This is a genomic window from Mycobacterium hippophais (assembly GCF_027529605.1).
In the GTDB taxonomy this organism is placed as follows: domain Bacteria; phylum Actinomycetota; class Actinomycetes; order Mycobacteriales; family Mycobacteriaceae; genus Mycobacterium; species Mycobacterium arseniciresistens.
Genome location: NZ_JAPZPY010000011.1, coordinates 99,124 through 119,913 on the forward strand (window position 1 = coordinate 99,124; position 20,790 = coordinate 119,913).

General features: G+C 71.2%; 25 protein-coding genes. 6 read left to right on the forward strand and 19 right to left on the reverse strand.

What is annotated here, in order from left to right; genetic code table 11:
• Positions 1–77: 77 nt before the first annotated feature.
• From O6P37_RS21375 to O6P37_RS21385, 3 genes are read right to left on the reverse strand one after another with little or no spacing between them, the layout of a single operon-like run.
• On the reverse strand, positions 78–944 hold the full coding sequence (locus tag O6P37_RS21375; protein ID WP_269895970.1) for a hypothetical protein: 867 nt from the start codon (positions 942–944) through the stop codon (positions 78–80).
• A 33-nt stretch (positions 945–977) separates the two neighbouring features.
• A complete protein-coding gene (locus O6P37_RS21380; protein WP_264011632.1) occupies positions 978–1,229 on the reverse strand; it encodes a hypothetical protein in 252 nt (83 codons plus the stop codon).
• 2 nt (positions 1,230–1,231) lie between these two features.
• A complete protein-coding gene (locus O6P37_RS21385) occupies positions 1,232–2,140 on the reverse strand; it encodes an oxygenase MpaB family protein (protein ID WP_269895971.1) in 909 nt (302 codons plus the stop codon).
• A 181-nt stretch (positions 2,141–2,321) separates the two neighbouring features.
• Between O6P37_RS21385 and O6P37_RS21390 the strand changes: the two genes are divergently transcribed.
• Genes O6P37_RS21390 through O6P37_RS21400 form a run of 3 tightly spaced genes read left to right on the forward strand, consistent with a single transcriptional unit; the run spans position 2,322 to position 3,856 of the window.
• The gene (locus tag O6P37_RS21390; protein WP_264011630.1) at positions 2,322–2,546 is read left to right on the forward strand and encodes a hypothetical protein; all 225 of its coding nucleotides are present in this window, start codon (positions 2,322–2,324) and stop codon (positions 2,544–2,546) included.
• Positions 2,547–2,583: 37 nt separating this feature from the next.
• A complete protein-coding gene (locus O6P37_RS21395; RefSeq protein WP_264011629.1) occupies positions 2,584–2,844 on the forward strand; it encodes a hypothetical protein in 261 nt (86 codons plus the stop codon).
• 55 nt (positions 2,845–2,899) lie between these two features.
• Entirely contained in the window at positions 2,900–3,856 is a 957-nt protein-coding gene (locus O6P37_RS21400) for a TIGR03557 family F420-dependent LLM class oxidoreductase (RefSeq protein ID WP_269895972.1), read from the forward strand.
• Here the strand turns inward: O6P37_RS21400 and O6P37_RS21405 are convergent.
• The 7 genes from O6P37_RS21405 to O6P37_RS21435 form a co-directional block, all read right to left on the reverse strand.
• Positions 3,853–4,728 carry a rhomboid family intramembrane serine protease gene (locus O6P37_RS21405; protein ID WP_269895973.1) on the reverse strand — a complete coding sequence of 292 codons (876 nt, stop codon included), beginning with the start codon at positions 4,726–4,728 and terminating at the stop codon, positions 3,853–3,855. The two genes, O6P37_RS21400 and O6P37_RS21405, sit on opposite strands and share 4 nt — an antisense overlap.
• 2 nt (positions 4,729–4,730) lie before the next feature.
• Positions 4,731–5,138 carry a VOC family protein gene (locus tag O6P37_RS21410; protein ID WP_269895974.1) on the reverse strand — a complete coding sequence of 136 codons (408 nt, stop codon included), beginning with the start codon at positions 5,136–5,138 and terminating at the stop codon, positions 4,731–4,733.
• 44 nt (positions 5,139–5,182) lie between these two features.
• Positions 5,183–5,608, reverse strand: a complete 426-nt coding sequence (locus O6P37_RS21415) for a nuclear transport factor 2 family protein (protein ID WP_269895975.1) — start codon at positions 5,606–5,608, stop codon at positions 5,183–5,185.
• 4 nt (positions 5,609–5,612) lie between these two features.
• Entirely contained in the window at positions 5,613–6,809 is a 1,197-nt protein-coding gene (locus O6P37_RS21420; RefSeq protein WP_269895976.1) for a cytochrome P450, read from the reverse strand.
• An 84-nt stretch (positions 6,810–6,893) separates the two neighbouring features.
• A complete protein-coding gene (locus O6P37_RS21425; RefSeq protein WP_269895977.1) occupies positions 6,894–7,295 on the reverse strand; it encodes an STAS domain-containing protein in 402 nt (133 codons plus the stop codon).
• Positions 7,296–7,380: 85 nt separating this feature from the next.
• The gene (locus O6P37_RS21430; RefSeq protein ID WP_269895978.1) at positions 7,381–7,839 is read right to left on the reverse strand and encodes an ATP-binding protein; all 459 of its coding nucleotides are present in this window, start codon (positions 7,837–7,839) and stop codon (positions 7,381–7,383) included.
• 49 nt (positions 7,840–7,888) lie between these two features.
• Positions 7,889–8,233, reverse strand: coding sequence for an STAS domain-containing protein (locus O6P37_RS21435; protein ID WP_269895979.1), 345 nt, complete (start codon positions 8,231–8,233; stop codon positions 7,889–7,891).
• A gap of 175 nt (positions 8,234–8,408) precedes the next feature.
• Here O6P37_RS21435 and O6P37_RS21440 point away from each other — a divergent pair, with 175 nt between their 5' ends.
• Entirely contained in the window at positions 8,409–9,677 is a 1,269-nt protein-coding gene (locus O6P37_RS21440) for a PP2C family protein-serine/threonine phosphatase (protein ID WP_269895980.1), read from the forward strand.
• Complete coding sequence (locus O6P37_RS21445; RefSeq protein ID WP_269895981.1) at positions 9,674–10,693, forward strand: cobalamin B12-binding domain-containing protein; 1,020 nt, start codon at positions 9,674–9,676, stop codon at positions 10,691–10,693. Before O6P37_RS21440 ends, O6P37_RS21445 begins: the two co-directional genes overlap by 4 nt.
• Here the strand turns inward: O6P37_RS21445 and O6P37_RS21450 are convergent.
• The 6 genes from O6P37_RS21450 to O6P37_RS21475 are packed head-to-tail and all read right to left on the reverse strand — an operon-like array spanning position 10,690 to position 17,470.
• Entirely contained in the window at positions 10,690–12,891 is a 2,202-nt protein-coding gene (locus tag O6P37_RS21450; protein ID WP_269895982.1) for an MMPL family transporter, read from the reverse strand. The two genes, O6P37_RS21445 and O6P37_RS21450, sit on opposite strands and share 4 nt — an antisense overlap.
• 43 nt (positions 12,892–12,934) lie before the next feature.
• The gene (locus O6P37_RS21455) at positions 12,935–15,130 is read right to left on the reverse strand and encodes a SpoIIE family protein phosphatase (RefSeq protein WP_269895983.1); all 2,196 of its coding nucleotides are present in this window, start codon (positions 15,128–15,130) and stop codon (positions 12,935–12,937) included.
• Positions 15,127–15,753: a SpoIIE family protein phosphatase gene (locus O6P37_RS21460; RefSeq protein ID WP_269896081.1), complete on the reverse strand. Its 627-nt coding sequence runs from the start codon at positions 15,751–15,753 to the stop codon at positions 15,127–15,129. Before O6P37_RS21460 ends, O6P37_RS21455 begins: the two co-directional genes overlap by 4 nt.
• Before the next feature lie 4 nt (positions 15,754–15,757).
• Positions 15,758–16,180 (reverse strand): anti-sigma regulatory factor, encoded by a 423-nt coding sequence (locus O6P37_RS21465; protein ID WP_269895984.1) that lies wholly within the window; start codon positions 16,178–16,180, stop codon positions 15,758–15,760.
• Positions 16,177–16,551, reverse strand: coding sequence for an STAS domain-containing protein (locus tag O6P37_RS21470; protein WP_264011616.1), 375 nt, complete (start codon positions 16,549–16,551; stop codon positions 16,177–16,179). The genes O6P37_RS21465 and O6P37_RS21470 overlap by 4 nt, the downstream gene beginning before the upstream one ends.
• Positions 16,552–16,579: 28 nt before the next feature.
• Positions 16,580–17,470, reverse strand: a complete 891-nt coding sequence (locus tag O6P37_RS21475; protein ID WP_264011615.1) for an STAS domain-containing protein — start codon at positions 17,468–17,470, stop codon at positions 16,580–16,582.
• Positions 17,471–17,632: 162 nt separating this feature from the next.
• Between O6P37_RS21475 and O6P37_RS21480 the strand changes: the two genes are divergently transcribed.
• Positions 17,633–18,001, forward strand: coding sequence for an STAS domain-containing protein (locus O6P37_RS21480; RefSeq protein ID WP_269895985.1), 369 nt, complete (start codon positions 17,633–17,635; stop codon positions 17,999–18,001).
• A 5-nt stretch (positions 18,002–18,006) separates the two neighbouring features.
• Here the strand turns inward: O6P37_RS21480 and O6P37_RS21485 are convergent, their stop codons facing one another.
• Genes O6P37_RS21485 through O6P37_RS21495 form a run of 3 tightly spaced genes read right to left on the reverse strand, consistent with a single transcriptional unit; the run spans position 18,007 to position 20,719 of the window.
• Positions 18,007–18,759 (reverse strand): hypothetical protein, encoded by a 753-nt coding sequence (locus O6P37_RS21485; protein WP_269895986.1) that lies wholly within the window; start codon positions 18,757–18,759, stop codon positions 18,007–18,009.
• A complete protein-coding gene (locus O6P37_RS21490; RefSeq protein ID WP_269895987.1) occupies positions 18,756–19,709 on the reverse strand; it encodes a VWA domain-containing protein in 954 nt (317 codons plus the stop codon). The genes O6P37_RS21485 and O6P37_RS21490 overlap by 4 nt, the downstream gene beginning before the upstream one ends.
• On the reverse strand, positions 19,706–20,719 hold the full coding sequence (locus O6P37_RS21495) for a hypothetical protein (protein ID WP_269895988.1): 1,014 nt from the start codon (positions 20,717–20,719) through the stop codon (positions 19,706–19,708). The genes O6P37_RS21490 and O6P37_RS21495 overlap by 4 nt, the downstream gene beginning before the upstream one ends.
• Positions 20,720–20,790: the final 71 nt, after the last annotated feature.

Consider the following 20,790-nt stretch of genomic DNA (forward strand, 5'->3'; position numbering starts at 1 on the left):
GATATGGGAGTCGGCTATCGTTTGTCGCCAAGCCCACGTGGCTCCCGCGGACATGACCCGGGACACATGGACGGTGGTCAGCCGCGGGTGAGGCCCTTCTTGGCCTCCTTCACCACGGCGCCCGCGTCGCGGCCGGCCTGCTTGGCGGCGGCGTAGGCCTGCTCGGCCTCTTCGAGCGCCTCCTCCGCCCTGGCCAGCCGGTTGCGCGCGTCGTCGCGCTTGAGTCGCGCGGTGGCCAGGTCGCTCTGCCGCTCGGCGATCACCTCGTCGGCGTCGGCCTTGGCCCGCTCGGCGGCCGCGAGCACGGCCCGCGCCCGCTCCCGCCGCTCCTGCTCGGCGCGGTCCCGGTCGGCCTTCTCCCGGTCGGCGCCGTCCCGGTCGGCGCTGTTGTCGGGTGCAGGCGCAGGCGCGGGGGTGGCCTTCGGCGTGGCCCTGCTGCCGCGCGCCGTCGTGGAGACCTGCGAGATCTCGCCGAACTCGCCGAACCCCGACCACTGCTCGGCCTTGGCCAGCCGGCCGAGCCGGGCGGTGACGTCGGGGTCCGCCACGGCCGCCTGCAGGGTGTCGGTGACGTCATCGCGCAGCGCCGCCGACGGGTCGGCGATGCCCGCGACCCGGAACGCGGTGCGGGTCAGCTCCACGACGAGACGGCGCTGCTCGCCGGAGAACTGCCGGATGCGCTCACCATCCATCGTGGAGTGCGCGCTGCGCAGCCGCTCCCCCAGATCGGCCAGCCGCGACCTGACCTCGGGGTCGTCGTGGATCAGCCGGTTGACCACCCACGCCGAGGTGGTCGGCTTGCGCGACGCCGAGATCGCCTTGGCCCCTTCGGCGTCACCGCCCTGTTTGGCCTTCTTGGCCAGCTCTGTCCGCAGCGCGGTGAACTCCTCGGGCGCCGCCCGGTACAGCTCGTCGATCGCCTGATCGGTCGCACTGTCGGCCATCGGGCCATGATCCCGCGCCGGGCGTGGCGAATGCTAGACCGCCGCGCACACCTCGGGCGCGAGCAGCAGCACCGGCCAGTAGAGCACCGACTCGCCGAAGGCCACCAGATTGGCGCCCGCGGGCAGCGTGGCCTGCAGTCGCAGCTCGGCGAGCCGGGCGAACTCCGGCTGGAAGAAGGTGAACCCGATGCCGATCGCGAGATACGGGATCGCGAGCCACATGCCCAGCTCGAGCCATCCCGCGACGGTCAACTCGCGGGCGAGCAGGCGGCGCAGCGTGTCCACGGTCAGATCAGCGGGCGGTGGCGGCGGATGCGGCGGCGGACGTCGGCGAGCAGCACCAGGCTGCCGCCCTGCCGGATGAACGGCGGAAGGAACCTGTTGACCAGAGCGACTGTCCGGAAGAGCCTTTCGAACCATCGCTGCTCGGCGTCACTCCACCGCACACCCATGGCGTCGCGGAACACGGGGGCCAGGAAGCCGATGGTGAGGAACCTCAGCAGGCGCCGTGACGTCACCCGCAGCGGCGCGCGGATCATCTGCAGGTCGATCAGGTCCTCGAGGTAGGCGCGCACCGTGTCGTCGACGGCCACGCGTGCGCACGCGGTGTTCCAGTACTCGTCGAAACCGGCTCGGCTGGGCGGCCATTGGTCCTCGGTGACCTGAAGGGTGGTGCCGAGCGTCCACGCCGAGCGGTAGAACTGCTCGGACTGCTCGGGGGTCATCTCACCGCGCAGCAGCTGGTAGGTGTCCTCGAGCCCGACGAAAAGACATGCAGCGACCCACATCTGCAGGTCGCGGTCGAAGGCGTTGTAGCGCACCGCACTGCCCGGCTCGGACTTGACGTGGCGGTGGGCGCCGTTGACGGCCTCCCGCATCGCCGCCCGGTCGGCCTCGGTGCCGAGGATCGCGACCGCGAGGTACTGGAACGTCGTCCTGGCCCGCTTCCACGGATGCTTGAGCAGGTTGCCGGAGTCCACCTTGCTCTCCACCACGCCGTAGCCGACCCCCGGCGAGGAGAGTTGCATGATGACGTTGGCCGCGCCCGCGGCGAACGACCAGAAATCCATCGCGTCGGCCACGGTGACGGGTTCGTCGGACCAGCGCGCGGTGCGGCGCCTGATGGTGATGCGGGTGTCGCTGCTGGTGAACACGCGGTCCTCGACTGTCGGCTGGCTCTCCCCCGGCACTGCCATGTCCGCCAGCGTGCCACACCGGCGGCGCGCACGGGAACACATTCTCACGAAAACAGCCGTACACATCGACATCGCTCCTGCGCGGTATTCGACTGACAACAGCGGTTCTCATCGCAGCGATCCGCCCCGAGAGTTACGAACGCCCGTTAACATTCCGGTGGAGTGGATGGAGGGGACACCGATGGAGACCAAGCTTCGTCAGCTGCTGGCCTACAAGCTCAGCATCGCCGAGTTGATCGGCATCGCACTGCTGCTCGGCACGCCGTACCTGATCGTCGGCGTCATCTGGTCGAGCACCCACACCGAGCACCTGCGCGGCATGGAGGGCGCCGACCTGGCGATCTCGTTCCTGGGCTCGATCGCGTCCTGGCCGGTGCTGCTGTTCTCCAATGTCTGTATGACCTGAGCGTGCATGCCCCGAGCCGTCGGCTACCGTCGGGGCCATGTCCAACGTTGCCAACGATCCGATCGACGACGTGGCCGAGGGCGACGTCGTCGACGTCGACCGCGGGTCCGGTTCACGGCCGTACCAGGTGGTGTTCAAGAGCGCCGACGAGACGCCGCAGGGGACCGTCTTCACCGTCACGTTCCAGGACACCGACGGCGAGACCTTCCAGCAGGAGTATCCGGCGGGCACGGTTGTCGCCCGCTCGCTGGAGAGCAAGTGGGAGTCCCCGCAGAGCCCGACGCAGCACAACGGATAGCGCACACAGGGCGGGATCAGGGGTAGCCGCGGCCGCGGCGGGTACCCCCCGCGCCATGGCGAAGATCGGATACTTCCTCTCGTGTGAGCAGTACACCCCTGCCGAACTGGTGGACCAGGCCAAGCGTGCGGAGGCCGCGGGCTTCGAGTCCCTGTGGATCTCGGACCACTTCCACCCGTGGAACGACGAACAGGGCCAGAGCCCGTTCGTGTGGGGAGTGATCGGCGCGCTGTCACAGGTGACGTCGCTGCCCGTCGCGACCGGCGTCACCTGCCCGACCATGCGCATCCATCCCGCGATCATCGCGCAGGCCGCCGCCACCGCCGCCGTCCAGCTGGACGGCCGGTTCGTGCTGGGGGTCGGCAGCGGCGAGGCGCTCAACGAGCATGTGCTCGGCGACCACTGGCCGTCGGTCGGGGTGCGGCTGGAGATGCTCGAGGAGGCCGTCGACGTGATCCGGCTGCTGCACGGTGGCAAGGAGATCAGCCACCACGGCCTGCACTACGAGGTGCAGGAGGCCCGCATCTACACGCTGCCCGAGCAGCCGGTGCCCATCTACGTCTCGGGCTTCGGCCCGCAGGCCGCCGAGCTGGCCGGCCGCATCGGCGACGGCTTCGCCACCACGATGGCGGACGCCGAGCTGATCAAGACGTTCCGCGACTCCGGTGGCGGCGACAAGCCGGTGCAGGCGGGCACCAAGGTCAGCTGGGACCGCGACGCGGAGAAGGGCCTCGACGCCGCGCACCGGCTGTGGCCGAACGAGAGCCTGCCCGGCCAGCTCGCCCAGACACTCCCGCGCCCCGGCGACTTCGCCGACGCCGGCGCTCTGGTGCCGCGGGAGAAGGTCGCCGAGTCGGTGACATGCGGTCCGGATCCCGACAAGCACGCCGCGCAGGTGCGCGAGTACCTCGACGCCGGGGTCGACGAGGTCTTCGTCCAGCAGATCGGCCCGGACGTCGACGGCTTCTTCGAGTCCTGGCAGCGCGACGTGCTGCCGCAGCTGCGGTCCTAGCGCACCGGGCCGCCGAACAGGTCGAGCAGTTCACCGGTGCGCCACCAGATGAGCGCCGCCAGCACCACCAGCACCGCTGCCGTCACCCCGGCCTGGATCAGGTTGCGCCGCTCGCGGGGGGCGTAGGCGTACGCGGCGGCCACCGCCGCACCGGTGACCAGCCCGCCGATGTGGCCCTGCCAGCTGATGCCCTGCGAACTGATCAGCGGATAGACGAACGTGAACACGAGGTTCAGCACGATGATCGCCGCGATCCCGCGGATGTCCATGTTGAGCCGCTTCGCCACCACGAACGTCGCGCCGAACAGGCCGAACACCGCGCCGGATGCGCCCGCGGTGCCGGTGTTCAGCGGCGAGAGCAGGTAGACGAGCACCGAGCCGCCGAGTGCGCTCAGCCCGTAGAGCGCGCCGAAGCGCAGCCGGCCCAGCGCCGCTTCCAGCTGGGGTCCCACGAAGTAGAGCGCCAGCATGTTGAACAGCAGATGCGTGATGCCGTAGTGCAGGAACGCCGACGTCACCAGCCGCCACCATTCGCCGGACGCGACGCCGGGGGCCCACAGCACGAGTTCGCGCTCGAGTTCGGGCATGGCGGTCTGCAGCACGAATGCCAGCACGTTGACCGCGATGAGCACGTAGGGGACCATCGGCTTGGTGGCGCCGGCGCGGCCGCCGAACGGGGTGCGGACCGGCCGCACCATCCTGGCGCCCGCGTTCACACACTCGACGCACTGATGGCCCACCGCCGCGGAGCGCATGCACTCACCGCAGATGTACCGCCCGCAGCGGTTGCACCGCACGTAGGTCTGGCGGTCGGGATGGCGGTAGCAGGTCGGCGTCTCGGCCGGCGACTGCTGCGGATACGGGTAGGCCATGGTTACAGCGTCCCGAACAGTTCGATCCAGTTGCCGTCGGGGTCGGCGACGAACATCCAGCCCATCCCCGGCACCGGCGCGAACTCGGTCAGCGGTTCGACGATGTCGTACGGCGACGCGGCGAACTCCTCGGCGACGGCGCGCAGGTTCTGCACCCCGATCGTGACGTACCGGACGCCGGCCTGGGCCCGCCCGCCGCCCGGCGCCGCGGGTTGCGGCGGCGGCGGGCGGTACGTCACCAGCTTGAGCACGCCGTTGCCCAGCGTGTAGCGCCGCTGGCTGCCGCCGGGGAACTCGAGCTCCCCCTGGAACTCCAGTTCGAGGAAGCCTTCGTAGAACGCCACCATGGGGTCGGGATTCGTGGTCACCAGGCCGACTTCGATGCCGGGGGTGAGCAGATCGAACTTCACCTACGCCATTGTCCCGGTCGGCGGACGCGATGCGCGCGCGGCCGTCAGGACCCGGGGGTGGTGAACTCCATGATCAGCCGGGTCAGTCGCAGCGCCTTGATCCTCCACGCGCCGTCCTGGCGGACCCAGCGCTCGTGGTAGTGCCCGTAACCGGTGAGTGCGGGACCGTTCTCCCACACCACCCGGTCCTGCATGGCCCATACGACGGTGGCCTCGTCGCCGTCGACCTCGATGAGTGGCGTGTGCACCTGGTGGGCGGAGCGGGCGTTGGTGAGCGAGGACCGGATCATGTCGACGGCGGCGTCGCGTCCGGTGATGACCGGCACGCCGGTGCCGCCGTCGCTGACGTCGAGTTCCATGTCGTCGGTCATCAGGTCGCCGAACCCGGCCCAGTCGCGGGTGTCCAGGGTGTAGCAGTAGCGGCCCTTGGCGTGGGTGAGGGCGAGGAAGTCCTCGGGAGTCGTCGTCATCGGTCTAGGACACCACGATCCGCAACCGCTCCCAGCCCCGGACCGTGGATGTCGGCGCGAGCTCCATGCTGTCGTAGTCGATGCCCCACTCCGGCCACCGGTTGAGCAGCTCGTCGAGCGCGATCCGGCCTTCCAGGCGGGCGAGATTCGCGCCGAGGCAGTAGTGCACTCCCTTGCCGAAGGTCAGGTGGCTGATGTTGTCGCGGCCGATGTCGAACGTGTCGGGGTCGCGGTAGCGACGCGGGTCGCGGTTGGCGGCGCCGAACAGCAGCAGGATGGCGCTGCCCGCGGGCACCGTCGTGCCGTACAGCTCGTGGTCGCGGGCCAGGTAGCGCGCGACGTGCGGGCCGGTCGGCTCGAACCGCAGCGTCTCGTCGATCGCGCGGTTGAGCAGCGAGCGGTCCTCGGCGACCCGGCGGCGCTGGTCGGGGTGTTCGGCGAGCACCTTCGCCAGCCAGCCGATCAGCCTGCCGGTGGTCTCGTTGCCCGCACCGGCGACCACCTGCGTGTAGTGCAGCACCTCCCTGCGGGTGAGCTTGCGGGTGACGCCGTCGGCGTCGGTGAACTCCACGTTGAGCAGCGCCGTCATCAGGTCGTCGGAGGGGTTGTGCGAGCGCCACTCGACGTAGTCGGCGTAGATCCGGCCGTCGGCGATCCTGTCGGCGGCGACCACCTTCATCGGCGCGCCGCGCTGGGTGCGCAGGTTGGCGTCGTTGGCGTCGCGCACCGAGACCTGTTCGGACTCGGGGATTCCCAGCAGCATGCCGATCACCCGCATCGGCATCATGGCGGCGAGCTCGGCGATGATGTCGAAGCCGTCGGTGCCGACGTGCGGGTCGAGGCAGCCGATGCAGAACCGGCGGATCTGGTCCTCGATCTCGGCCATCCGGCGCGGCGTGAACACCCGCGACATCAGGCCGCGCAGCATGCTGTGCACGGGCGGGTCCTCGAACATCATCACGCCCTCGGGCATGTCGAAGTCGGACTGGACGAGTTCGAGGATGTCGCTGCGGGAGTTCGAGAACGTCTCCCAGTTCGACAGCGCGTCCTCGACGTCGGCGTGCCGGGAGATCGCCCAGAAGTCGTAGCGCTCGTTGTAGTAGAGCGGCGCCTCCTCGCGCAGCCGCGCGTAGGTCGGGTAGGGATCGTTGACGATGTCGATCGAGTAGGGGTCGTAGTAGACCGCGGCGGCGGTGGTCATCGTGGCTCCCTGCCTGCACTGAGCGATCGCTCAACAATGCGTCCCGTGTATGACTAACAGCCCGCAGGCAGGGCGGTCAACGGTTCAGGCGGTCGCGCCGCGGGCCCGTTCGGGCATCGACCGCGGGATCAGGCCCACCGGGTCGCACAGGTCGAGGACGCGGCTCACCGCGCGGCTGGGCAGCACGTGCCACGTGGCGTCACTGCGGGTCAGGTGGGCGTTGACCGCGTGCAGGGCGGCGATGCCGTCCACAGCGATGAAGTCAAGGCCGGTGAGGTCCAGCGTGACGGAGCGGGCGGCCGCGGGTATCGCCTCGTACACCGCCACCGCGAAATCCTTGGCATTGGCGGCGTCCACCTCGCCGCACACCCTCACGGTGGTGCGCCGCGACGCTCCGCGCCCGCGGGTACTGCCGACAGCCGTGACCCGCGATGCGATCGGCGGCCGGCACACGGGTGCCTGACCGTGCAGGTATGCGATCGTCACGGCGTGACTCCATCAGCTGGGGACGCAGTGGGCGTCTCTTTCCCACTGCAATGGGCAACCAAACCTCTGGTGGAAAAAATTTCCGTCAGGCCGACGCGACCGGGCGCAAGGTGGCGGCGCACCCGTCGAATCCCAGATACACGCGGGTGCCCTGTGGCGACGGGTCGATGGCGAACCGGTCGGCGAGTGCCCGCATCAGCGGGATGCCGCGGCCCCGCGCGGAAGCCTTCGAGGCGGGTGCGGCCTCCCGCCACGTCCCGCGGTCGGCGACGGTGACGGCCAGGACGCCCGGTCCATCACGACGGGCCTGCAGGCAGAACGTCCGGTCCCGCCCGCCGTCCCGGTAGGCGAACTCCGCGGCGTTGGCCATGGCCTCGTTCACCGCGAGCACGATGTCGCTGTAGCGGACCGCGTCGAGCCGGAAACCGTTGCGCAGCCAGCGGGAGAATTCCTCCCTCAGGCTGCTCACCGCACCGGCGTCGGCGGCGGCGGTCCGGACGAAGGCGGTGTCGGCGGTGTCGGTCAGTGAGTCTGCGAAAGCCATGATCTTCGTTGGCTACCCGCTTCCCCGCGGAGTCACTCCCCGCGGCAGGTCACGATGCGACGTGATCCATGGCGTCGTCCAGTGTCGAGAACAGCGTGATCAGATCGGTCAGGCCGGTGATCTTGAGTGGTCTGCTGGTCGCCGGACCGTCGGCGACGACGGCGAACCGGATCGCGGGCGTGACCTCGTTGTGGGTGTTGACCAGTACCTGCATCCCGGCGGAGGCGAGGAACTCGACGTCGGTCAGATCGATGATCACCGCGGTGGGCGCCTGCGCTACGACCGCCCGCACCTTCTCCGTGAGCGCCGGTGCCGTCAGCATGTCGATCGCGCCCGACGCGCGCACGACGACGACGCTGCCGAGCCATTGCTCGCGATGGTCTTCAGCCGTCACAGCCCACCTCGTCTCGGCGCCGTCGACGACGCACACAACTTCACAGGAGGCTTCAGGCTGAACCCGGGGATCGTCGCCACCGGACCCGCGGCCCGTCAGACGACGGATCACAGCGTATCCGACCGATCTGCTCGTGGAGTGATCAGGCGGGCGAGTGCGGCTACGGTGAAAGGCGATGGCGAGTAACCGGATGGCGCAGCGTCGCGGGCTGATGGACTCCATCGAGGTCGATCTCGCCGGTTCGCTCAACTACCGCAGGACGGTGCTGCGGGTGCTCAGCCTCATCCGCCCTGCGATCGCCGACTGGGCCGCACTGGTGATGCCCGACAACCGCACCGGCGGACTCGAGGTGCACGGCGGCGACGACGTGGCATTCACCGAGGTGGTGTCCCGGTCGGTGATCGACGGCCTTGCCGCGGACCGGGTGCTGCGCACCGGCCACCGCGAGCTCCTGCACTTCGGGACCGGGGCGGACGCGACCGGCTCCGCCGAGCACGGGATGTTCGGCATCATCCGGCATCCCCGGCTGCGTGAACAGGTGGACGCCCTGCGACCGGCCGACGTGCTGTTGCTCGGGTTGACCGCCCGCGGAGCGACGGTCGGCGTGCTGATGATGACCCGCGGCCAGGGCCGCGGATTCGACGGCGAGGAGGTGGCTTTCGCCGAGCGGGTCGCCTCCCGCGCGGCGGTCGCGCTGGACTCGGCCCGGCTCTACGAGGAGCGGGCGCGGGTGGCGTCGATTCTCCAGCGCAGCCTGCGGCCGCCCGCACTGCCAGAGGTGGGTGACATGCGGCTGGCGGCGCGGTACCGGCCCTCGGCCGAGCATCTCGAGATCGGCGGGGACTTCTACGACGTGTTCGGGGCCGACGGCGACTGGCTGCTCGCGCTCGGTGACGTCTGCGGCAAGGGCGTCGAGGCCGCCGCGCTGACCGGTCAGACCCGCCAGAGTCTGCGCACCGCAGCGTATTTCGACCCGCGGCCCGCCGTGGTGCTCGGCGCCGTGAACCATGTGCTGTGGGATCCGGGCTCCGACCAGTTCGTCACCGTGGCGTGCGCACGCGTCAGGACGTCCGCCGACGGCGGGGCCGACCTCGAGATCGCGGTGGCGGGCCACCCGGCGCCGATCGTGCTGCGCGCCGGTGGCGTCGTCGAGCAGGTGGAGATCTTCGGCACCGCGATCAGGCTGGCGCCGCAGGCGAAGTACCGCACCGCGACGCTGCGCCTGGAGCGCGGCGACACCCTGCTGATGTTCACGGACGGGGTCGACGAGGCCCGCGGCGCCGACGGCTTCTACGGCGTCGACCGGCTGACCGCCCTGCTGCCCGCATACGCCGGCGCCGCGCCCGATGTGGTCTGTGAGGCCATCGAGCAGGACGTCATCGAATTCGTCGACGGCGGCCCGCACGACGACATCGCGCTGCTCGCGGTGACGTGCGGGAGGTGAACACCGCCGTCCTGACGGACGCACTGAACGGTTACGAGGACGCCCTGTCGGCCAACGACGCGGTGGCCGCGACGACGCTGGTGACACGCCTGCTGGCCGAGGGCGCCGATCCGGTGGCGGTGCTCACCGACGTGGTCGCCACCGCGCAGCGCACCGTCGGGTCCCGCTGGCAGCGCGGCGAGTGGACGGTCGCCGAGGAGCACGCCGCCACCGCGATCGCCGTCGCGGCGACGACGGCGGTGGCCGGGCACGTCAGGCAGGTGCCGGTCACGCACGGCCGCGTGCTGGTGGCGTGCGCGGAGCGGGAGTGGCACGCGCTGCCCGCGATGATCATCGCCTGTGCGTTGCGCGCCAACGGCTGGGACAGCACGCTGCTCGGCGCGGCCACGACGCCGTTGCGGCTCAGCCAGCACCTGCAGGACCTCGGGCCGGACGCGATCGCGGTGAGCTGCTCGGTGCTGGCTTCGCTGCCGACGACGCGGCGGTTCATCGAGGCGGGCACCGGCGCGGGGGTGCCCGTCGTGGTCGGCGGGCCTGCGTTCGGCTACGACGACGTGCGGGCCACCGCGCTCGGGGCGACGGCGTGGGCGCCGGACGCCCACGGCGCCGTGGCGGTGCTGGCCGGACTGCCCGCCGTGGTGCCGCCGGCGACCCCGTTGCCCGCCGACGCCGTCGCCGAGCAGTCGGCACTGGATCTCGACCACCGCCGGCTGATCGCGATGCTGCGCGACCGCTGGTCACCGACCCGCGAGGTGGGCGCCGACAGCCGGGTGCTCGAGGTCGCAGGCGACGCCCTGCACCAGGCGCTGCACGCGGTGGCGGCCGCCCTGCTGACCGGCGATCCGCGCCCGGTCGCCGAGACCTCGGCGTGGATCGCCGACCTGCTGCACACCCGGGGTGCCGACCCCAGCGCGATCGCCGAACTCGGGGCGCTGATGACGTCGGCGTTGCGCGACTACCCGCTGGCAGGCCGGCTGGTCGCCGAACACTTCACCGGCGACTGGCCCGATCTCTAGGCAGGCACCTGCTCGCGGGATTCGGTGTCGTCGGCGCTGCGCAACTTGTCGCCCTCGACGTCGACGTCGGGCAGCAGCCGGTCCAGCCAGCGCGGCAGGTACCAGGCCCTCTCCCCGAGCAGCGACATCACCGCGGGGATGAAGACCATCCGCACCACGAACGCGTCGAAGACCACGGCGACGGCCAGCGCGAAGCCCATCGACGTGGCGACCGAGTCCGGCGACAGGATGAACGCCGCGAACACCGAAATCATGATGATGGCTGCGCAGGTGACGACGCGCGCACTGCGCTGGAATCCGGTGATGACGGCCTCGGTTGCGGTGCGGTCGGTCTCGCCGGTGACGAACTTCTCGCGCATCCGCGTCACCAGGAACACCTGGTAGTCCATCGCCAGGCCGAACACGATGCCGATCAGGAAGATCGGCAGGAAGCTGATGATCGGCCCGGGGTCGGACGCCAGCCCGAACCAGCCCTCCTGGAACACCGCGACGGTGGCGCCGAACGTCGCACCGATCGAGAGCACGAAACCCAATGTGGCGGTGAGTGGTACGAGCAGGGAGCGGAACACCAGCGTCAGCACCAGGAATGCCAACCCGACCACCAGCGCCAGGTAGGGCACCAGCGCCTCGGTCATCGATTCGGACAGGTCCGACAGGATCGCGGTCTGCCCGGTGACGCCGAACGTCACACCGGTGGCGTCGGTGATCCCCTGCTCGAGGCCGCGGATCGAGTCGACGAGGGCCTGGGTCTGCGGACTGCTCGGCCCGCTGGCCGGGATGACGCTGATCAGCGCGCCGGTGCCGTCGGGGTTGAGTTGCGGCGGCGTGACCATCTGCACGTCGGGCAGCGCCCGGATCTGGTCGGCCAGCGCCTTGTAGCCGGCGGGGGCCGCTGAGGACCCCGCCCCGTCGGCGACCACGATCAGCGGCCCGGTCAGCCCCTCGCCGAAGCCCTGGTCGAGCAGCTTGACGGCGTTCTTCTGGTCGCCGGTGGCGGCCACGTCCATGCCGAGTTGCAGCTTGGTGGTGGGCAGCGCGATCACGCCGAGCGCGAGCACCACCGCGACGATAGCCGGAATAGGATGTGCGGCAATCAGTTTGGCCCACCGCAACCCGTTGGTCGGTGCGGTGTCCGGTTCGTCGCCCTGGCGCAGCCGCTTGATGCGGCCCGCGAAGGTGCGGTGGCCGAACAGTCCGAGGAAGGCGGGCAGCAGCGTCACCGCCGCGAGGACGGCCATCACCACCGCCAGTGCCGCGGTGAGGCCCATCATCGAGATCATCGGGATGCCGACGACGGTGAGGCCGACGAGCGCGATGACGACGGTCAGGCCGGCGAACACCACCGATGACCCCGCGGTGCCCACGGCCCGGCCGGTGGCGTGCGCGCGGTCGTCGGTGACGCGGAGTTCGTTGCGGTAGCGCGACACGATGAACAGCGAGTAGTCGATCGACACGGCGATGCCGAGCATCGACGACAGCATCAGCGCCGAGGAGTCCATGTCCACCAGCGACGTCGCGCCGGTGATCAGGGCGATGGAGATGCCGACGCCGAACAGCGCGGTGATGATGGGCAGGGTCGCGGCCACCACCGAGGCGAACGCGATCACCATCACCACCAGAGCGACGGCGAACCCGATCGCCTCGGACGGACCCTGCTGTGGGGTCTGCCCGTTGTACAGGGTGCCGGTGGCCTCGACGGTCAGCCCGCCGTCACGGGCCCCGGCCATCGCCGACTCCAGCGCGTCGATCTGGTCCTTGGACACGTCGACGAACTTCTGGTCGTAGTTCACGTCGAGGTAGGCGATGGTGCGGTCCTTGCTGACGCTCATCGCACCCGCGGGGGAGGTCAGCGGGTTGACCACGGCCTGGCCCAGCACGTGCGGCAGTCCGCGCAGTTCCCCGACGAGCCGGTCGACCGCGGCGACCGTCTCCGGGCGGTCGAGCGTGGCGCCGTCGAGTGCCTTGAGCACCACCTTCGCCTGGGCCATCTCGTCGATGTCGCGCTGCGCCGGGAACTTCTGGTCCATCAGGTCGCTCGCCTGCTGTGACGCCGAACCCGGCAACGAGAAGTCCTTCTGGAAGGGCTGGGCCAGTGTGGTGCCCGCCAGCGCGGCCAGCAGCAGCCCCACCCACAGCCCGATCACCAGCAGCCGGCGCCGGTACGCGAAGCCCCCCACTCGATACAGGAATGTCGCCATGGTTAGTCGGGCTACCCGGTTCGGCGGCGGATATTCCCGTCGATCATCCAGGTGTGAGCCGGAACACCATCTCGACCGTGGTTCCGGACGCCGACGGCCCCAGGTCGACCCGTGCGCTGACCGCCCGCATCATCGGCAGCCCGCGGCCGCGGGTCCGCGGCTTCTCGTCGGGCGTCTTCCAGGTGCCGAAATCGAGGACCCGCACCACGATCTCGTCGCCCCACACCGCGGCGTCGACGACCATCACCCCGGCGGCGACATCGCGGTAACCGTGCTCGACGCTGTTGGTGCACGCCTCGTTGACCGCGAGCACGACGTCGGTGGTGAGCTCCTGCCCCGCGCCGACCTCGGTCAGCCACGCCGTCAGCTCGGTGCGGACCCGGCCGAGATTGGCGGGGGTGGCGGCGATCTCGAGGTGCAGTGGCGCGGGGGGCCGCCGGTAGACCAGGACGGCGACGTCGTCGTCGTAGCCCGCGGGCGGCGCCAGCTCGCGCAGCACCGCGTCGGCGATGGTGTCGGCGTGCGAGGACAGTTCGGCGGCCAGTACCCGGGTGACGCGGTCGATGCCGTCATCGATCGGCGCGTCCCGCCGTTCCACCAGCCCGTCGGTGTAGAGCAGCAGTGCCGAACCCGGCGGCAGGGTGCGGGTGGCTTGCGGCCGCGGCCCATTGCGCCGCACGGCCAGCGGCACCGCCCCGGCATCGGAGAGCACGCTGGGCGGCGACGCCGGCGTGGCGAGGACCGCGGGCACGTGGCCGGCGCTGCTGTAGCGCAGTTCGCCGGTCCGGACGTCGAGCACCGCGAGGAACACTGTCGCGCAGTACGCGTGCGGGATCAGCGCGGCCGCCGAGTCGAGCTCTTCGAGCAGGACCGCGGGCTCGGCGCCGGTCAGCAGCAGCGCGCGCGCCGAACTGCGCAACTGGCCCATCACGGCGGCGGCGGGCAGCCCCCGCCCGACGCAGTCACCGACGACGATGCCGATGGTGCGCTCGCTGATCGGCAGTACGTCGTACCAGTCCCCGCCGATCTCCAGCGGCGCCACGGCCGGTTCGTAGCGCACCGCGAATCCGGCGGGCGGACTGCTGGTGGGCAGCATCGCCCGCTGCAGCGTCAGCGACGCCTCACGCGCCGTCTCGAACTGGCGGACGTGCTGGATCGCCAGGCCGAGATGGCCGACCAGGGCGGTCAGCAGCAGCCGGTCGTCGACGCTGATCTGCCGGGGCCGCTGGTGCTCGAGCACAACCGCGGTGTCACCGGCGCCGGGCAGCATGGCGACGATCCCGCAGGCGGCGTCAGAGCCGTCGGGTGACAACACCGGCTCGATGGTGAGCGGCGGCCACTGCCGGGCCTGGCCCAGGGTGGTCCGCAGGTCCGGATCGAGGTCGGACCACTGCCCGCCCGCAGGCTCACCGGCCGCCCGGACCGCGGGCTCCTCGTCGCCATTGCGCCAGGTCACCGTCAGCACCCGCTGCAGGTCGATCGCCGCCCGGCATTCCTCGAGCGTGATCGCCAGTACCTCGGCCATGCTCTTGGCCAGCCCGATCGCGGTGGCCAGCCGGGCGAGCAGTCGTTCCCGCTCCGCGGCGGCCCGCAGCACGGTGACGTCGCGGATGGTGCCGACGTAGACCGCCCGCGCAGAGCCCGCGGCGGGCACGGCGTTGATGCTCACCGCCGCCCATCCGGGCGCGCCGTCGCGGCGGCGGATCTCGGTCTCGGCCTGCAGATCCCCGGTCTCGATCAGCTGGTCGAGCTGCCGGTCGGCGAGGCCGTGATCGACCAACCAGGGGTGTGGCCACCGGTAGGGCAGGCCCGCCGCGTCGTAGCCGGTGATCTCGGTGAACGCGTCGTTGATCTCCACCACCGTGCCGTCGCCGTCGGCGACGAAGAAGCCCTCCTGCAGTGCGTTGACCAGTGCGGTGCGGAACTGGTCGCGGTCGGCGAGGCCGTCGGCGCGGGCGCGCTGCTGTTCGTAACGCTGTGTGCCGTCGAGGAATCCGCGGGTCGCCACGTCGAGGGCGGCGAGTGTCTGCAGCAGGAATTGAAGCGCCGCAGCGGGTTCGGATTCATCATCGCCCGAACCGAGCAGGCGGAAGTGGTTCTCGACGATGTCGAGTGTGCTGATCCGCTCGGCCAGCGCGCGCCTGCCGAGTTCGTGGCCGACCTCCAGACTGGCTTCGTCGCGGCCGGCGAGGTAGGCACGCAGCGCGTCGATGTAGGCGGAGCGGAACTCGGCGGTCATGGCGCCGTCCCGCGGTGGCGGGCCACCAGCACCAGCGCGTCGTCGCCGGCCCTGCTGTGCCGTTGCAGGATCTGCCCGGCGAGCGTGTCGGCGGGTGCCGCGAAATCGAGTGCCTGCAAACGGTTCTCGTCCAGACCGTCGCTGGCCATCACGAGCAGGTGGCCGGGCCGCACCGGCAGGCCCTCCGGCGCGGCGATGTCCGGCAGCCGGTACCCGACGATGCCGCCGAGCAGCCGGGCCGACGAGCGGGTGTCGATGCCGCTGGGCGCGCGGGCGACCAGGTCCGCCGACACGTTCCCGACGCCCACCCACTGCAGGATGCCCGCGTCGAAGTCGACCCGCGCCAGCGTGATCGCGGCGCCGCGGGTGTCGGTCATCTCGCGGTGACACCGCGCCATCAGGTCGTCGAGCGGCCGGTCGTCGGCGTGCCGGAGCACCTGTTCGGCGCACCGGGCCGCGGCGGCTGCGGGTTCGCCGTGGCCGAGGCCGTCGATGACGCCGAACAGCGCGGCGTTCGCGCCGACCCCGACCGCCACCGCCCGGTCACCGCAGACCACCTGGCCGGGCACCGGCCGCGCCGCCGCCGCCCACTCCATCGGGCCGAGCCGGCCGTGCTGGGCCATCGTCTCAGCCATCGTCGGGCGTCCACTTCCACATCTCGACGACGGTGCCCTGCCCCGGTGTCGATTCGACGATCAGCCGGTCCATCAGCCGCCGGGCGCCGGGCAGGCCGAGCCCAAGGCCGCGGCCGGTCGAGTAGCCGTCCTCGAGCGCGCGGTCGATGTCGGCGATGCCGGGGCCGTCGTCCTCGGCGCGCACCACCAGCGCCCTGCGCCCGTCGCGGTACTGCACACCCACCCGCACCTCGCCGCGGCCGGCGTAGCTGGTGATGTTGCGGGCGATCTCCGAGATCGCGGTGGCCACCATCGTCACGTCGGTCAGCGAGAAGCCCAGCCGGCGTGCGAGTTCGTGGCCGGCCTGGCGCGCGGTGACGATGTCGTCGGAGTCGTTGACGTCGACGACGAAGTCCGCCGACCGCGGCGGGGTCAAGGTCGCGGCCGTTCGTCGCCCGGCGCCCGGCGGTGCAGCAGAGCCAGCCCCTCCTCCAGGTCGAGTGCGGTGTGCATGCCGTCGAACACCAGCCCCAGCTGCACCATCGCGAACGCCACCTCGGGCTGCAGCCCGACGATCACGGTGTCGGCGCCGCGCAGCCGGGTCATGTGCGCGATCGTCCGAAGGGACCGGGCCGCATAGGAATCCATCACGTCGATGGCGGTCACGTCGACGATGATGCCCTGCGCGCGGAACCGGCTGACCCGCTCCATCAGGTCGTCCTGCAGCCGCTCGGTGTCGGAGTCGGTCAGCGCGGCCTGCACGGTCGCGATGAGGATCGCGCCCTGCTTGAGGATGGGTACCGGCATGGAAGTGGTTGCGGCGCAGTGGGCGCGCTCAGCCGTTCTGCTCGCCGGTGCGGCTCACCTCGTATCCGAGCAGGCGTTCCGCCTCCTCGATGCCGCCCTGCAGGTCGCCGACGGCGTTCATCTTCGACAGGTCGAGGCCGATGGTGACCAGCGTGAGGGCGATCTCCGAGGACAGCCCGGTGATGATCACGCTGGCGCCCATCAGGCCGGACGCGTCGACGGTCTGCACCAGGTGGTTGGCGACCGTGGAGTCGATGGTCGGGACGCCGGTGATGTCGATGACGACGACCTTGGCGCGGTTGGCCCGGATGGCGCGCAACAGCTGTTCGGTCACCTGGCGGGCCCGCTGACTGTCCAGCACACCGATGATCGGCAGGATCAGCAACTGCTCGCGCACCTGCAGCACCGGGGTGGACAGCTCGCGGATGGCCTCCTGCTGCTGGCGGATGATGCGCTCGCGCTCCTGGACGAAGCTGACGCCCACGGTGTTGGCGATGCGGTTGGCGGCCGGCTCGTAGGCGTCGAGCACGCGGTTCAGCAGGTCGAAGTCGGTCTGGTATTTCTCGAACAGCGACCGGGCCAGCACATCACGCAGCAGCAGCACGATCCCGAGCACCTCGTCGGTCTCGACGCCCCGCGGGATGATGCGCTCGGACAGGTCACGGGCGTAGGCCTGCAGGGCCTCCACGCTGCCGGTCTCCAGCACCTCGACGTAGTTGTCGTAGACCGCGGTCGCCTCGGAGAACAGCTCCTCGGGCGTCATCGCGGTGAGCAGCTCGGCCGCGGTGATGCGGCGGGCCCACTCCTCGCGCAGCACCGTGCGGTTCTGCCGCAGATGCTTGACCAGCTGCGGCAACAGCCCCTCGGTGGAAATGCCGGGCGCGCCCGCGGCAATGAAATCGGTCGACATCTCGGTCATGTGCTCTCCCGGCCTGCGCATGCGCGCACCCGGCGCGCGAGTCACCTGACGAGCCTATCCCGGTGGTGGGCCCGTTTCCGGTGAAGTATTTTTTCCGTGTTGCCCGAGACGGTTAGGCTTCCAACGTCCGCCCACCGGCGGATGGCGACGTAAGGACGGCAGTTGTCAGCTTCGCAAGCGATCTCCACCTCGGTGCAGCACGTCGACGGCATCGCGGTGCTAGCCGTGGGCGGCGTGGTCGATCTCGCCACCTCCGCCACCCTCGAGGAAGTGGTCGCGGGCCTGGTGGACGAGCGTCCCGTGGCCCTGATCATCGATCTGTCCGAGGTGACGTTCCTGGCGTCGGTGGGCCTGCAGATCCTGGTCGCCACCCATGAGAAGGTCAGCCCGTCGGCGCGCTACGCGGTGGTGGCCAGCGGCCCCGTCACCGCCCGGCCGATCCAGTTGACACGGCTGGACGACGTGTTCCCGCTGCATGCCACGCTCGACGACGCGCTGGCCGATCTGCGCGACGGCGACGCCACCGTCTGACCGGCTCAGCCGGCCGGAACGGCTCCGGCCGCGTCCCGCAGCACCCGTTTCAACCGCTCCAGCGGATCACCCCCGCGCGGGTCGAGCCTGCGCGGATCGTCGGGCCGCTGCTCCTCGTCGTCCTCTGTCGGTGACCCCGCCGACGGGGGCGGCGGCGGCGGTGGAGGGGGCGGAGGCGGCGGCGGTGGTGGCGGTGGCGGCATCGCGTCGGCGTTCGCGATCTTCGCGGCCAGCCGTTCGGCGGCGTCGTCGCGGATGGCGCGGCGCTCCTCGTCGGGGTCGGTGTTGCCGGCGAAGCACTCGGGCGGTGCGCCCTCCACGATGGCCAGCGCGCTGGTGTACCGCTCGCGGGCGACCACCGGGTCCCTGGCGAAGCCGGCCAGGTCGCCCTGGGTTTCGCGGACGAGCTCGAGGTTGACCCGCACCGGGCAGGACTGCGCGGGCTCGGTGCGGCGCAGCGCCTCGCCGAATTCGGCGTCAGCGTCGGCGAGGCGGCCGTCGAGCACCGCCAGCGTGCCCGCGGCGAGGGGCGCCTTCGCAGTCTCGGCGACGTTGCCGAACTGCAGCACCGAGACGTCGGAGGACAGGCCGTCGAGGTCCCGCTCGGCGTAGTTCTCGACGGCCGAACTCCCCGCCGCCACCATCGAGACCAGCTTGAGCGCGACGATCAGCGCCAGCGCCGCCACCGGCGCGGAGAAGATCAGCAGCCGTCTGCGGAGTCTCAGCCGCCGCGGGGTGGCCCCCCGTCGCCGCGTCACGAGGTCACCGCCCGTCGGGCCGCCCGGTGTCTGCGCAGTTCGCGGACCATCAGGTAGATCTCGGCCAGGGCCAGCGCGGCGGCCAGCAGGGTGAGCAGCCAGTACCACTCCGTCCGCGGGGTGTTCTGGTCGGCGTCGGTGTCGGCGGAGGACGGCGCGGGCAGCACGCTTTCCAGCGGCGGTCCCGCGTCGCGCCGGGCGTAGGGCACGCCGAGCTGATCGGCCACCTGCTGCAGTGCGGCCTCGTCGAGCGGGGCGCCGCCGCCGGGTGCCGGGGTGCCGTAGCCGAGCACCGCACCGCCGTCGACCGTGCCCGCCTCGATCTCGAAGCGGCCCTGCGGCGCCTGCGAGCCACCCGCGCCGGAGCCGAGGTAGAACACCAGATTGCGCGACTGCGGGTACTGCTGGCCGGCCTGGATCAGTTGGTAGCGCAGGGGATTCGCGGCGGCGGCGACATTGACCTGTGACGCCGCGTCGGGCGGGGCCGCGTACGGAGTCAGCGCTGCGGCCACCGGTTCGAGGCTCCATGCGTCGTCGGACAGCGGCCAGTCCAGCGACGGGCGGGCCGCGAACGAGATCACGGCGAACCGTGCCTGCGGATACCGATCGATCAGCGTCTCGATGTCGGTCCGCATGCCCTCGATCCTGGGCCGGCCGTCGTAGTCGGCGACGCCCGAGTCCACCGACCGGTCCACCACGAAGAAGACGTTCGGCACGCCCGAGGGTGCCGCCGCGGCGGAGTCCGACTCCACGGTTCCCGCGCCGGGCCGGGCCAGCGCCGCGAGCACCAGGAGCACCGCCAGGGTCAGGCCGCTCCAGCGCAGCGCGGCCGCCCGCCGCTGCGCGCCGGTGGCGACGAACACCTGGCGCAGGGTGACCAGCCTGGCGACGATCAGCGCCGCGGCCACCACCGCGAGGATCGGGCCGGGCAGGACGGGGTCGAATTTCATCGGCGAAGCACCACCAGGGCCACCGACAGCACGGCGGCCGACAGCAGCGCCACCGTCAGCGGCACGGCGGGCGACTCGCCGGGCAGCCTGGCGAACAGCCCACTGTCGGCGGGAACGGCGGGCGGCGGGTCGGCGCGGATGGCGTCCAGGCGGCTGGTCAGCTGGTCGGCGCCGCCGCCGACGCCCGCGGGGAGTTGACGGAAGAACCGGCCGCCGGTGCGTTCGGTGAGGCCCTCGAGCGCGGCGTCGGCGTCCCTGGACGACTCGGTGGGGTCGGCCACCGCGACGGCGTTGACCTGCACGCCGGCATCGGCCGCGAGGTCGCTCACCTGGTCGGCGTCGAACAGTCCGGGCTCGGCGGCGTCAGTGCGAAACACGCTCGGCCCCAGGTAGATCAGCGATCTGCGGTATGCGGTCGCCGATTCGTCCGTCGGGAAGCCGGTGAGGCACAGCGCGAGTACGTCCTCGACGGTGCGCGCGTAGTCGATGTAGGTGACCGCGGGTGCGAACGACCCTGCCTCGTCCGACGCCGGCTCGATGCCTGCGTAGTCGTTGAATCGGGTTGCGGCGTACTGGTAGTCGCGGGTCAGCGGGACGACCCGCCGGTTCGACGACGTCAGTCCGATGCGCTCGGTGCCTGGTCCCTTGGTGACCTGCCCGGCGAAGTGGGACAGGAACGTCGCGGTGGCCGGATCGGTGGCGGGCTGCCCCACGCAGAGCATCACCTCTTCTGGCTGGCTCTCCTCGGCGGTGCGCACATCGACGGGCCGGGCGCCCGCGATCACGGCTGCACCGAAGAGCAGCGTCAGCATCAGCACGGTGGCCAGCGCCGAGGCCCGGCGCACGCGCGCGGCCCTGGCGTATTCGGGCAGCCGGGTGAGGCGGTCGACGTTGGCCAGGGGTCGCAGCCGGCGCGGCGCGTGCGCCATCGGCAGCAGTACGGCCAGGCCGACAACCACGGCCAGGAGTGCGAACCCGGCGATCGCGACCGGCCACCAGGTCAGCTCCATGGTCGGTGTTCGCTCATAGCGCGTTCCGGGTACCCGGCGAGTCGGCTCTCAACACGTGGCCCCGGTTTGCT